Annotated in this window: 8 protein-coding genes; 4 read left to right on the top strand and 4 right to left on the bottom strand. The window is 74.8% G+C overall.

What is annotated here, in order from left to right; translation table 11 throughout:
• Positions 1-5: 5 nt before the first annotated feature.
• The 3 genes from B4U46_RS28705 to B4U46_RS28695 form a co-directional block, all read right to left on the bottom strand.
• Positions 6-1445, bottom strand: a complete 1440-nt coding sequence (locus B4U46_RS28705) for a M20/M25/M40 family metallo-hydrolase (RefSeq protein WP_079430561.1) — start codon at positions 1443-1445, stop codon at positions 6-8.
• Positions 1438-2271 (bottom strand): M55 family metallopeptidase, encoded by an 834-nt coding sequence (locus B4U46_RS28700; protein ID WP_079430560.1) that lies wholly within the window; start codon positions 2269-2271, stop codon positions 1438-1440. Before B4U46_RS28700 ends, B4U46_RS28705 begins: the two co-directional genes overlap by 8 nt.
• Positions 2272-2566: 295 nt before the next feature.
• Positions 2567-3010, bottom strand: a complete 444-nt coding sequence (locus B4U46_RS28695; protein WP_079430559.1) for an SRPBCC family protein — start codon at positions 3008-3010, stop codon at positions 2567-2569.
• Between the two features lie 806 nt (positions 3011-3816).
• Between B4U46_RS28695 and B4U46_RS28690 the strand changes: the two genes are divergently transcribed.
• Positions 3817-5427, top strand: coding sequence for an alpha/beta hydrolase (locus B4U46_RS28690; protein ID WP_079430558.1), 1611 nt, complete (start codon positions 3817-3819; stop codon positions 5425-5427).
• 887 nt (positions 5428-6314) lie between these two features.
• Here B4U46_RS28690 and B4U46_RS28685 read toward each other — a convergent pair.
• On the bottom strand, positions 6315-6884 hold the full coding sequence (locus B4U46_RS28685; protein ID WP_079430557.1) for a HEAT repeat domain-containing protein: 570 nt from the start codon (positions 6882-6884) through the stop codon (positions 6315-6317).
• Positions 6885-7871: 987 nt separating this feature from the next.
• On the opposite strand from B4U46_RS28685, the gene B4U46_RS28680 reads away from it, so the two are divergent.
• The 3 genes from B4U46_RS28680 (at position 7872) to ccrA (ending at position 12407) form a co-directional block, all read left to right on the top strand.
• Complete coding sequence (locus tag B4U46_RS28680; protein WP_079430556.1) at positions 7872-9674, top strand: 3-hydroxyacyl-CoA dehydrogenase family protein; 1803 nt, start codon at positions 7872-7874, stop codon at positions 9672-9674.
• A 163-nt stretch (positions 9675-9837) separates the two neighbouring features.
• Positions 9838-10653: a TetR family transcriptional regulator gene (locus B4U46_RS28675; protein WP_079430555.1), complete on the top strand. Its 816-nt coding sequence runs from the start codon at positions 9838-9840 to the stop codon at positions 10651-10653.
• Between the two features lie 416 nt (positions 10654-11069).
• Complete coding sequence (ccrA, locus tag B4U46_RS28670; RefSeq protein WP_079430554.1) at positions 11070-12407, top strand: crotonyl-CoA carboxylase/reductase; 1338 nt, start codon at positions 11070-11072, stop codon at positions 12405-12407.
• Positions 12408-12417: the final 10 nt, after the last annotated feature.

Here is a 12417-nt window from a genome sequence, read left to right as displayed (position 1 = left end):
CCCCATCACAGGGTCCGCAGGGCGCGGTCCAGGACGCGGACGCCGAAGTGCAGGGCGTCGACGGGGACCCGTTCGTCCACGCCGTGGAAGAGGGCCCAGTAGTCGAAGCCCGGCGGCAGCTTGAGCGGGGAGTAGCCGTAGCCGGTGATGCCGAGGCGGGAGAACTGCTTGGCGTCGGTGCCGCCCGCCATGCAGAACGGGACGGCGTGCCCGTCGGGGTCGAAGTGTTCGACGGCCTCGCGCAGGACGGCGTAGGTCCGGCCGTCCACGGGGGCTTCGAGGGCGACCTCCCGGTGGTGGAACTCCCAGTCGACGCCGGGGCCGGTGAGCTCGTCGAGGACGGCGGCGAACTCGGCCTCGCCGCCGGGCAGGGTGCGGCCGTCGACGAAGGCGGTGGCGTGTCCGGGGACCACGTTGAGCTTGTAACCGGCGCTGAGCATGGTCGGGTTGGCGCTGTTGCGCAGGGTGGCCTCGACCAGGGCGGCGGCCGGGCCGAGTTTGCCGAGGACCTCTTCGAGGTCGCAGCCGGGGGCGCGCGGGTCGACGGACAGGCCCTGGAGGGCGGCGAGTTCGGTGATGCAGGCGGTGGCGGTGTCGGTGAGGCGGAGCGGCCACTCGTGCGCTCCGATGCGGGCGACGGCGGCGGCGAGCCGGGTGACGGCGTTGTCCCGGTTGGGTTTGGAGCCGTGTCCGGTGCGGCCGTGCGCGGTCAGCTTCAGCCAGGCGGTACCGCGTTCGCCGGCGGCGATGGGGTAGAGGGCCCGGCCGGGTCCGGTGTGCAGGGTGAAGGCGCCGGACTCGCTGAGGCCCTCCGTACAGCCCTCGAAGAGGTGCGGGTGGTGGTCGGCGAGGAAGCCGGAGCCGTCGACGGCGCTGTCCTCCTCGTCGGCGGTGAACGCGATGACGACGTCCCGCCGCGGCCGGGCGCCGGTGCGGGCCCAGGACCGCACGAGGGCCAGCACCATCGCGTCCATGTTCTTCATGTCGACCGCGCCGCGGCCCCAGACCACCCCGTCGCGGACCTCTCCGGAGAAGGGGTCGACGCTCCAGTCGGCGGCCTCGGCGGGGACCACGTCGAGGTGGCCGTGGACGAGGAGGGCGGGTGCGCGGGGGTCGGTGCCCTCCAGGCGGGCCACCACGTTGGTGCGGCCCGGGGTGCGTTCGAGGAGGACGGGTTCCAGCCCTGCGGCGGCGAGGCGCTCGGCGGCGTACTCGGCGGCGGGCCGTTCCCGGCAGTCGCCGCCGCCCCGGTTGGTGGTGTCGATGCGGATCAGCTCCGAGGTGAACGCGACCACCTCCTCGAAGGCCGCCGCGTCCAGCGCCTCCCCCGGCGCGTGGGGCTCCGTCGCGTGGCGGTCCGTTCCGTGGGGGCCGGTCCCGTGGGGGTCCGTCCCGTGGGGGTCCGCCGCGCCGGGGCCGCCGTCCAGCCGTTCCATGTCAGCCATACTGCTCCTCCAGAGCCGCCGAGACGACCGTGGTGACCGCTTTGAAGGTGCGGATCGCCTCGTACATGGTCCCGCTGGTGTACGCGATCCGGCGTTCGCCGGTCCGTTCGACGCCCGGGACGACGGTGGCGGCCATCGACAGGTGCTCCGCGTCGAACTCCACCTCCATCGTGTGCGGGCCGCCGCGCACCGGTTCGTGCCGGACGGCGAGCTTCACGGCCTCCGTGGCGGCGGCCCGGATGTCGGCGGCGGTACGGGCCGGGGTGCGGCAGACGGCCGCGTAGCGCGAGACGTGGTCCTTGACGGCGACGGTGCGCGCGTCGGGGGCGTAGCCGGCGGCGTCGGCGCAGGTGAGGTCGTCGCCGGTGACGAGGATGACGGGGACGCCGTACTCGGCGACGACATGGGCGTTGAGCACGCCCTCGCTGGCGCGCAGTCCGTCGAGCCACACGCCGGTGAGGGAGTTGGCCAGGTAGGTGTGGGCGAGGACGCCCTCGGCGCCGGCGCCGGTGTGGTAGCCGACGAAGGCGACGCCGTCGACGTCGCCGTGCTGGACGCCCTCGACCATGGACAGGGACTTGTGCCGGCCGGTGATCATCTCGGCGCGGGCGTCGAGCTTCTCCAGCAGCAGGTTGCGCATGGTCCAGTGGGCCTCGTTGACGAGGACCTGGTCTGCGCCGCCGTCGAAGAAGCCGAGGACGGCGGCGTTCACGTCGGAGGTGAACATGCCCCGGCAGCGCTCCCATTGCGGGGTCCCCGGCAGCACGTCGGCGGGCCAGGTGACGCCGGTGGCGCCTTCCATGTCGGCTGAGACGAGGATCTTCATCGGGCCCCCGGTGGTGTCGGGTCGACAGGGGCCCCACCCTAGCCGCCCGGCCGGCCCCCGGCCCCGGGGCCACGCCCGGCCCGCACGGGGCGCGGGGCGGGGCTTGACGCGGGTGCGGCCGGGGCGGCCGGGACGTCCGTGGCGGGTCCGGGAATTCCACCCGAACCGGTGAGCCGCGCGCGGGGAGTTGCCCTGACGGCGGCCGGGGGCGCCGGGCGCGGGGAGTCGCCCTGACCGCGGCCGGCCGCCGGGCGGAGGGAGTTGCAGTTGCCCTGACCGCGGCCGGCGGCGCCGGTCAGGCCTCGACTTCGCGGGCCAGGTTGTCGAGGACGGTGTCGTAGATGCGGCCGAGGCCCTTGGGCGCGAAGGTGCGCTCGAAGAAGCCGCCGATGCCGCCCGCGCCGTTCCAGACGGTGCTGACGACGGCCCTGGACTTGCCCTCGCCGGCCGGGGTGACGGTCCAGGTGGTGACCATGGACGAGTTGCGGTCCTTCTCCACGAGCTGGCCTTCCGTGGGCTCGGTGACCTCCAGCAGGCAGTCGCGGACGCGCTTGCTGGTGGCCTGGAGCTTCCAGTGGACCAGGGTGCCCTCGCCGTCGCCGCCCTCGCGCACCTCGTACTCGCTGAAGTGCTCGGGGAGCAGCTTGCCCCGGGTGCCGGTGTAGTCCGCCAGCGCGTCGAAGACGGTCTCCGCGTCGGCCCCGATGATGCGCTCCGTGGTGGCCTCGACCTGCGCCATACCTGTTCCTCCAGCAGTTGTGTCCGTTCTTCGCGGCAAGCCAACCACCTCCGGCGCAGCCGCCCAAATCCGGTCCACCCGGATCCCGGCCCGCCGGAAGCGTCCGGCCGGGGCTGCGCGGTACGAGCGCGGGCAGACCGACTGCGCGCGCGGGGCCCGCGCCGGGGCGACCGACCCGGCCCGCGAGGGCCGGGCCGGTCGCGGCCACACGGGATCAGGACGGCGCGGGCCGGACGGCCGCGGGGCGGGACGCGCTGCCGCGGGCCGGACGGCCGCGAAGCGCGACGGCGCGGACCGAGACAGCCCGACACGGGGCGGCTCCGGGACGACACCGGCGCGCGACTGCCACGCGGGCTGGGCCAGGACGGCACAGGCGCGGGATGGACAGGCGCGAGGCGGGCTGGCGCGGGCCGGGGCAGCCGCGCACGGGCCGGGACGGTGCAGGCCGGGACCAGCGGGGCCGGGGCAGCGGGGCGGCCGGACCGCGAGGCGGAATTGGCGGGCGCGGGCCGGACGGCCGCGCGGGGCGGGAGAGCGCGAGGCGGGACGTGCGGGCGCAGGGCGGGACGGGCGGCCCGGCGGGGGTGGGACACCGGGGTGCTCCATCTGCGGCCCCCCGTACCGGCGGTGCGCGGGACAGGGCGGCGGGGCGGGGCGGCGGGGGGTGCGGGGCGGGGCGGCGGGGCGGGTCGTGAGCCGGACGCCGCCCGAGGGGTCATCACATCGGGCCAATGGGCGGCCCAATCCCGCTTTCCGGGCGCGGTTTCCGGGACGATTCCGCCCAGACCCCTCGGCTGGGAGGCCCCATGCTCCACCCCGTTCCGCACCCCGCGAAGCAGCGCGGCCCCGTCAAGCGGCGCGCCGCGCTGCTGCTGGCGATCTCCACGGTCGCCGCGGCCCTCGCGAGCCCCGTCACCGCCGCCGCCCCGGCGCCCGCACCCGCGCCCGCACCGGCTGCCGCCGGACTGCGCTGGACGGGCTGCGCGACGCCCCGCTACCCGACGCTGCAGTGCACCTCCCTGCGGGTCCCCCTCGACCACGAGCGTCCCGCCGGGCGGCAGATCTCCCTGGCCCTGACCCGGGTCCCGCACACCGCCTCCGCCTCCGTCTTCCAGGGCCCCCTCCTGGTCAACCCCGGCGGCCCGGGCGGCAGCGGCCGCGCCCTGGCCGGGTTCGTCGCCTCCGCCCTGCCCAAGGACGTGGCGGCCCGGTACGACGTGATCGGCTTCGACCCCCGGGGCGTGGGCAAGAGCGAGCCCGCCCTGGACTGCGGGGCCGGGCACTTCAAGCCCGTACGGCCGGACTCGGTGCCGCTGGACCCGGCGACCGAACAGGCCAACCTGGACCGGGTGCGCTCCTTCGCCGAGTCCTGCCGGACCAGGCACGCGGACGTGCTGCCGTACGTGGGCACCGTCTCGGCCGCCCGCGACCTGGAGGTGCTGCGCACGGCGCTGGGGGCGCCGAAGCTCAGCTACTTCGGCTACTCCTACGGCACCTACCTGGGCGCGGTGTACGCCAAGCTGCACCCGGACCGGGTGCACCGGCTGGTGCTGGACTCCGTGGTCGACCCGGGCGGCGTCTGGTACGAGGACAACCTGGCCCAGGACGAGGCCTTCGACGCCCGCCACAAGGCGTTCCTGGCCTGGGTGGCCCAGTACGACTCCGTCTACCACCTGGGCACCGACCCGGCCGCCGTCGAGCGGCGCTGGTACGGGATGCGCGAGGCGCTGCGCGGGACGCCGGCCGGCGGGAAGGTGGGACCGGCCGAGCTGGAGGACACGTACATGCCGGGCGGCTACTACAACGGCTACTGGCCGCACCTGGCCGAGGCGTTCGCGGCGTACGCGGTGAAGCAGGACCCGAAGCCGCTGGTGTCGGCGTACGAGCGGTTCGGGGCGGTGGAGCCGTCGGCGGGCAACTCGTACAGCGTGTACACGGCGGTGCAGTGCCGGGACTCGGCGTGGCCGAGGGACTGGAACAAGTGGCGGGCCGACATGTGGCGCACGCACGCCAAGGCGCCGTTCATGACGTGGAACAACGCCTGGTACAACGCGCCGTGCGCGTTCTGGCCGGCGGAGCCGCTCCAGGCCCCGGACGTGACGAACACGGCGCTCCCCGGGGCCCTGCTGTTCCAGGCCACGGAGGACGCGGCGACCCCGTACGAGGGGGCGGTGAGCATGCGGCACCGGCTGGCCGGCTCGGCGCTGGTGGTGGAGGAGGGCGGGGGCAACCACGGCATCGCGCTGGCGGGCAACAAGTGCCTGGACGAGAAGCTGGCGGCGTACCTGAGGACGGGTCAGGCCTCCGACGCGACCTGTCCGGCGCAGCCCGCCCCGAAGCCGACGACGCAGACCCGGGCGGTCCCGTCCTCGGCGGGCGGCGCGGCCCTGCACGGCCTGCTGGGCTTCCGCGGCTGAGGGTCCGGGCCGGCCGGCTGCGGGGGCCGCTGCGCGGAGCGGTCTCCCCGCCCCGCCCTTTCTCCGCTTCCCGGGACACCGCCCCGGCCCCCGCTCCCGGCCACCGCCGGGGAAGGGCGAGCGCACCGGGCCGCCCCGAGCCCGTTCCGGGCGGAGCACCAGGGCCCCCAGCGGTAGCCGGGCGAGGAACGGGTGAAGGGCCGGCCAGGGCCCCTCGCCCCGCCCGAGCAGGACCGGCCGGAGCGGCCCCGGCTGCGGCGGGGCCGCTGCGCGGAGCCGTCTCCCCGCCCGCCCTTTCTCCGTTTCCCGGGGCGCCGCCCCGGCCCCCGCTCCCGGCGGTTCCGCCCCCGCCGCCGCCGGGGGACTTGGAGCGCACCGGGCGCGGATCGCCACGGCCCCGTCCGGGCGGAGCACCAGCGGCCCCCAGCGGCAGCCGAGCGAGGAACGGGTGAAGGGCCGGCCAGGGCCCTCGCCCCGCCCGAGCAGGACCGGCCGGAGCGGCCCCGGCTGCGGCGGGGCCGCTGCGCGGAGCCATCTCCCCGCCCCGCCCTTTCTCCGTTTCCCGGGGCGCCGCCCCGGCCCCGCTCCCGGCGGTTCCGCCCCAGCCGCCGCTGGCGAGGCGAGCAAACCGGGCCCGGATCGCCCCGGCCCCGTTCCGGGCAGACCTCTGGGGGCCCAGCGGTAGCCGAGCAGGAACGGGCGAAGGGCGGACAGGGCCCCTCGGCCCGCCGGACCGGCCCCCGCCCGGAGCAGGCCCCGCCGGACCGGCCCCGCCGGAGTGGGCCCGCCCGGAGCAGGCCCGCCCGGAGCTGCCCCTGTCGGGCCGGCCGCCGCCCGAGCGGTCCCGGCCGGACCGGGCCCTGCCAGACCGGCCCCAAGCCCCGGGTTCAGGCGTCCGGGTGGTGGTTCATCAGGCGGTTCAGGGCGTCCGTGGCCGCCAGGGCCAGCCTGGGGTGGGCCTGGGCGCGGACCAGGACGTCGCGGGCGCGGGCGTCGGCCAGGGCGCCCAGGCCCTCGACGCAGGCCAGCGCCACCCGCCAGTACGGGTCGTGCGGGGCCAGCAGCCGCGACAGGGTCGAGATCAGGGCGGGGGCCGACTCGGGCGCCCGCAGCGCGGCCAGCAGCCGGACCGGGTGCAGGGCGTAGGCGGTGCGCAGGGCGTTGGTGGCCAGGGCGGCGGCCGCACGGGCGGTGCGCGGGTCGCCGAGCACGCCGAGGGCCTGCGCGGCGGCCTCGCAGCGCGCGGGGTCACGGTGGTTGAGCAGCAGGACCAGCGGCTCGAAGGCCCGCCGGTCCCCGGCCATGCCCAGCCGGTACGCGGCCAGTTCGCGGGCCCACAGGGGCTGCCCGGCCGAAGTCAGCGAGGCGGCCAGCCCGTCGGGGCCGGCCGCCAGCAGCTGCGCGTACGCGGGGGACCCGTCCGCCTCCGCCCGCAGGCGCTCCAGTACCTCGTTCACGCGGCCACCCTAGGGGTCCGCAGAGCGCGCCACGCCCGGTTCGGCGGAGTTCCGCCCTCACCCCAGACCCGGGCACACCCTGCCCCGAACTCCGTGCACCCTCCCCGGACCCAGTGCCGCCTCCCCCAAACCCGGACCCACCGTCCCCCGGAGTCCGTGCACCCCTCCCGGGACCCTGTGCCGCCCTCCCCAGGCCCGGGCGCGCCCTCCCCCAGACCTCGTACCGCCCTCCCCCAGACCTGGTGCACCATCGCCCGAACTCCATGCCGCCCTCCCCCGGAGCCGTGCCGCCCCGGACCCCGTGCGCACTCCCCGGCCCCGTGCCGCCCTCCCGGACCCCCGTGCACCCTCCCCACTCCCCGGCCCCCGGCCCCGGCCCCGGCCCCGGCCCCGGCCACCCTCGCCGAACTCCTTACCGCCCTCCCCCCGGACCCGTGCACCTCCCCCGGCCACCCTCCCCGGACTCCGTACCGCCCTCCCCCGGGATTCCGTGCGGGAGGAGTCGGCTGATCGATCATCGATGATCGGTACATTTGGGCGGTACAGGTCACATCTCCGCGCTCTGGCGCGCGAGTTACCGCGGAGTTACTGTCTCTTCCACACGCACGGGACCGGCCTGGTGACGCAGCCGCCCCGTGCCAGTCGGTTCACCGCACCACCCGTACGCACGGCAGGACCCCGGGACAGGGTCGTGCCGCCAGGCCCGCCGCGCCCGTCCTCCGGGCGCGACCACCGGGCGCAACCACCTGGGAGCGACCTCCCGGGGCCCGCCCCGAACGGCAGCAGGCCGCCCGGCACTCCGTACGGCTCTCCACGCACCCCGTCGACGCACGGCCCCGCGCACGGCGTCGCGCGCCGCGTTCCCGCACCACCCCGCCCTACGGCGCCCCGCACGCTCCCGCACCACCCCGCCGTACGGCACCCCGCGCGCACCGTGCACCGCGCGCGCCCTCCCAGTCGTCACCCTCATTCCACTGGAGTCCCGCGATGGACCTTCCGTCCACGTCCAGTCCCTCCTCCCTCCGCACCGTCGCCGTCGTCGGCCTCGGCACCATGGGCACCGGCATCGCCGAGGTCCTGGCCCGGTCCGGCCGCGAGGTCGTCGGCATCGACGTCAGCGAGGCGGCCGTCCGCCGGGCCGCCGGGGCCCTCGCGGCCGCCACGGCCCGCTCGGTGGCCAAGGAGAAGCTCACCGAGCAGGAGCGCGAGGAGGTCCTCGCCCGCTTCCGCACCTCCACCGAGCTCTCCGCCGCCGCCGACGCCGACCTGGTGATCGAGGTGGTCCCGGAGGACTACGACCTCAAGCACCGGGTCTTCGAGGAGCTGGACGCGATCGTCCGGCCCGACACCCTCCTGGCCACCGGCACCAACGCGCTGTCCGTGACCCGGCTCGCCGCCGAGTCCCTGCGCCCCGAGCGCGTCCTGGGCATGCACTTCTTCAACCCGGCCCCGGCGATGAAGCTCGTGGAGATCGTCTCCAGCGTGCTGACGGCCCCCGTCGCCGTCGAGGCGGTCACCGCCCTGGCCCGGGAGCTCGGCAAGGAGCCCGTCGCGGTCGGCGACCGGCCCGGCTTCGTCGCCGACGGCCTGCTCTTCGGCTACCTGAACCAGGCCGCGGCCATGTACGAGGCCAAGTACGCCTCCCGCGAGGACATCGACGCGGCGATGAAGCTGGGCTGCGGCCTGCCGATGGGTCCGCTCGCCCTGCTCGACCTGGTGGGCGTGGACACCGCCCGGACCGTCCTGGAGGCCATGTACGCCTCCTCCGGCGACCGGCTGCACGCCCCGGCCCCGATCCTGGGCCACCTCGTGGAGGCGGGCCTGACCGGGCAGAAGGCGGGCCGCGGCTTCTACACCTACGAGGCACCGGGCAGCTCCGTGGTCGTCCGCGACCTCCAGACCCCGCTGGACGGCTCGCTGCTGGGCTCCGGCCGCCCGGTCCACTCGGTCGGCGTGGCCGGCTCCGGGACCATGGCGAGCGGGATCGCGCAGGTCTTCGCGCAGGCCGGCTACCCGGTGGTGCTGGCCGCGCGCAGCCAGGAGAAGGCGGAGGCCGCGAAGGCCGCGATCGGGAAGTCCCTGGGCCGTGCGGTGTCCAGGGGCCGCCTGACCGAGGAGGCCGCCGCGCAGACCCTCGACCTGATCACCCCGGCGGGCTCGCTGGAGGCCTTCGCCGAGGTGGACCTGGCCGTGGAGGCCGTCGCCGAGGACCTGGAGGTCAAGCAGCAGCTCTTCGCGGGCCTGGACAAGGTCTGCAAGCCGGGCGCGGTGCTGGCCACCACCACCTCGTCGCTGCCGGTGATCGCCGTGGCGCGGGCGACCGAGCGTCCGCAGGACGTGATCGGCATGCACTTCTTCAACCCGGCTCCGGCCATGAAGCTGGTCGAGGTGGTCCGGACCGTCCTGACCGCCGACGACGTGCACGCCACGGTCCGCGAGGTCTGCGGGAAGGTCCGCAAGCACGCGGTGGACTGCGGGGACCGGGCGGGGTTCATCGTGAACGCGCTGCTGTTCCCGTACCTGAACAACGCGGTCAAGATGGTCGAGCAGCACTACGCGAGCCTCGACGACATCGACGCCGCGATGAAGCTGGGGGGCGGCTACCCGATGGGGCCCTTCGAGCTCCTCGACGTGGTCGGCCTGGACGTGTCGCTGGCCATCGAGAAGGTGCTCCACGAGGAGTTCCGCGACCCGGGCCTGGCCCCGTCCCCGCTGCTGGAGCACCTGGTCGCGGCGGGCTGCCTGGGCCGGAAGACCGGCCGCGGATTCCGTGAGTACGCCCGCCGGTAAGCCGACGGGCCCTGAGCAGGATGCGTGGGGAGGGCTGCTCGGGTCCGCCGGACCCTCACGGCGGACATACCCTCCCGAGCCCAGTGCGGGCCCTCCCCCGCATCCACCCCCCTCGCACCCCCCTCCGGCGCGCGCGCCCGCCCGGATGAAGTACTTTCGCTCTATGTCCCAGCCCGCCAAGACCTCACCCCGCTCCGCCTCGGCCTCCGACGCCCCGGAGGGTACGGCGGGCAGCCGGGCGGCCGCCCAGCGCCTGAAGATGCGCCGCGAGCTCGCCACGGCGGCCATGGAGCTGTTCGCGACCAAGGGGTACGAGGCCACGACGGTCGACGAGATCGCGGCGGCCGCCGGGGTGGCGCGGCGGACCTTCTTCCGGCACTTCCGCTCCAAGGAAGAGGCGATCTTCCCGGACCACGACGACACCCTGATCCGCGCCGAGGCGGTCCTGGACGTGGCCCCGGCGCACGAGCACCCGCTCGACACGGTGTGCCGGGGGATCAAGGAAGTCATGAAGATGTACGCCGCCTCGCCGGCGGTGTCGGTGGAGCGCTACCGGCTGACCCGCGAGGTGCCGGCGCTGCGGGAGCGGGAGATCGCCTCGGTGGCCCGCTACGAGCGGCTGTTCACCCGCTATCTGCTGGCCCATTTCGACGAGACCGACCACCACGACGGCAACGACGACCCGCTGCTGGCGGAGGTGGCCGCCTCGGCGGTGGTGACCGCGCACAACCACGTGCTGCGGCGCTGGCTGCGGGCCGGCGGCCAGGGAGACGTGGAGGCGCAGCTGGACCACGCCTTCGGCATCGTCCGCAAGACCTTCGGCTCCGGCATCGGCGCGGGCCGCACCCTGGCCGGCGCCGGCGCGGCCCCGCAGACGGCGGTCCGCACCGAGGGCGAGGTGCTCGTGGCGGTGGCCCGGACCGACGCCCCGCTGGACGAGGTCATGCGGACCATCGAAGAAGCGCTCAAGAACAAGTAGGCAGCTCCCCGGCCACCGCCGGGGTGCTTCCCGTCACAGCGGCCGCTCCCGTACCGGGGGCGGCCGCTTTCGTTTGTCCGAGTTGCCCCTACTCACGGGTAACTCTGATCGATCATCGCTCATATGCGCAGGTCAATCGGTAAGTGAGAGAAATTTTTGGCACGCAGTGCCTTGCCGAGTGACACGGGGTGCCATACGTTGAGTCCCGTCCGGACGTCCCCGCGGTCCACGCCCACTCGGCACGGAACGCGCCCCGGATGCCTGCGTCACCAGGCTCCCGCCCGCCCCACCACAGGCGCGGCCGCACCACAGCTCCGCCGGACCGACGGCACCCGCAGGACCACACCACAGCTCCCACGCACGCACCGCGTACCCCTCAGCGCACCCTCAATCAGCGCTCAGCCGGAGGCAACACCGTGAAGGACATCCTGGACGCGATTCAGTCGCAGTCCGCCACCGCCGCAGACTTCGCGGCGCTGCCGCTGCCCGACTCGTACCGCGCGATCACCGTGCACAAGGACGAGACCGAGATGTTCGACGGTCTCGCCAGCCGCGACAAGGACCCCCGCAAGTCCCTGCACCTGGACCAGGTCCCGGTGCCGGAACTCGGCCCCGGCGAGGCGCTGGTGGCCGTCATGGCCTCCTCGGTCAACTACAACTCCGTGTGGACCTCGATCTTCGAGCCGCTGTCCACCTTCGGTTTCCTGGAGCGCTACGGCCGCCTCTCGGAGCTCACCAAGCGCCACGACCTCCCGTACCACATCATCGGCTCCGACCTCGCGGGCGTCGTCCTGCGCACCGGCCCCGGCGTCAACGCCTGGAAGCCGGGCGACGAGGTCGTCGCGCACTGCCTGTCGGTGGAGCTGGAGTCCTCGGACGGCCACAACGACACGATGCTCGACCCCGAGCAGCGCATCTGGGGCTTCGAGACCAACTTCGGCGGCCTCGCGGAGATCGCCCTGGTCAAGTCCAACCAGCTGATGCCCAAGCCCGGCCACCTCAGCTGGGAGGAGGCCGCCAGCCCCGGCCTGGTCAACTCCACCGCCTACCGCCAGCTGGTCTCCCGCAACGGCGCCGGGATGAAGCAGGGCGACAACGTGCTGATCTGGGGCGCCAGCGGCGGCCTCGGCTCCTACGCCACCCAGTTCGCCCTGGCCGGCGGCGCCAACCCGATCTGCGTGGTCTCCTCCCCGGAGAAGGCCGAGATCTGCCGCTCCATGGGCGCCGAGGCGGTCATCGACCGCACCGCCGAGGGCTACAAGTTCTGGAAGGACGAGCACACCCAGGACCCCAAGGAGTGGAAGCGCTTCGGCAAGCGCATCCGCGAGCTGACCGGCGGCGAGGACATCGACATCGTCTTCGAGCACCCGGGCCGCGAGACCTTCGGCGCCTCCGTCTACGTCACCCGCAAGGGCGGCACGATCACCACCTGCGCCTCGACCTCGGGCTACATGCACGAGTACGACAACCGCTACCTGTGGATGTCGCTGAAGCGGATCATCGGCTCGCACTTCGCGAACTACCGCGAGGCCTGGGAGGCCAACCGCCTCATCGCCAAGGGCAAGATCCACCCGACGCTCTCGAAGACCTACTCCCTGGAACAGACCGGCCAGGCCGCCTACGACGTCCACCGCAACCTCCACCAGGGCAAGGTCGGCGTCCTCGCGCTCGCCCCCGAGGAGGGCCTGGGCGTGCGCGACCACGAGATGCGCGCCAAGCACCTCGACGCGATCAACCGCTTCCGCAACGTCTGAGTCCGCTCAA

It is taken from the genome of Streptomyces katrae (assembly GCF_002028425.1).
Lineage (GTDB): Bacteria > Actinomycetota > Actinomycetes > Streptomycetales > Streptomycetaceae > Streptomyces > Streptomyces katrae_A.
The sequence above is the reverse complement of the archived record's forward strand: the minus strand, read 5'-3'. Positions and strand labels throughout refer to the sequence as shown.

Excerpts from the sequence above, each read along its gene's own strand:
- B4U46_RS28705 (WP_079430561.1), bottom strand. The coding sequence starts at position 1,445 with ATGGCTGACATGGAACGGCTGGACGGCGGCCCCGGCGCGGCGGACCCC.
- B4U46_RS28700 (WP_079430560.1), bottom strand. The coding sequence starts at position 2,271 with ATGAAGATCCTCGTCTCAGCCGACATGGAAGGCGCCACCGGCGTCACC.
- B4U46_RS28695 (WP_079430559.1), bottom strand. The coding sequence starts at position 3,010 with ATGGCGCAGGTCGAGGCCACCACGGAGCGCATCATCGGGGCCGACGCG.
- B4U46_RS28690 (WP_079430558.1), top strand. The coding sequence starts at position 3,817 with ATGCTCCACCCCGTTCCGCACCCCGCGAAGCAGCGCGGCCCCGTCAAG.
- B4U46_RS28680 (WP_079430556.1), top strand. The coding sequence starts at position 7,872 with ATGGACCTTCCGTCCACGTCCAGTCCCTCCTCCCTCCGCACCGTCGCC.
- B4U46_RS28675 (WP_079430555.1), top strand. The coding sequence starts at position 9,838 with ATGTCCCAGCCCGCCAAGACCTCACCCCGCTCCGCCTCGGCCTCCGAC.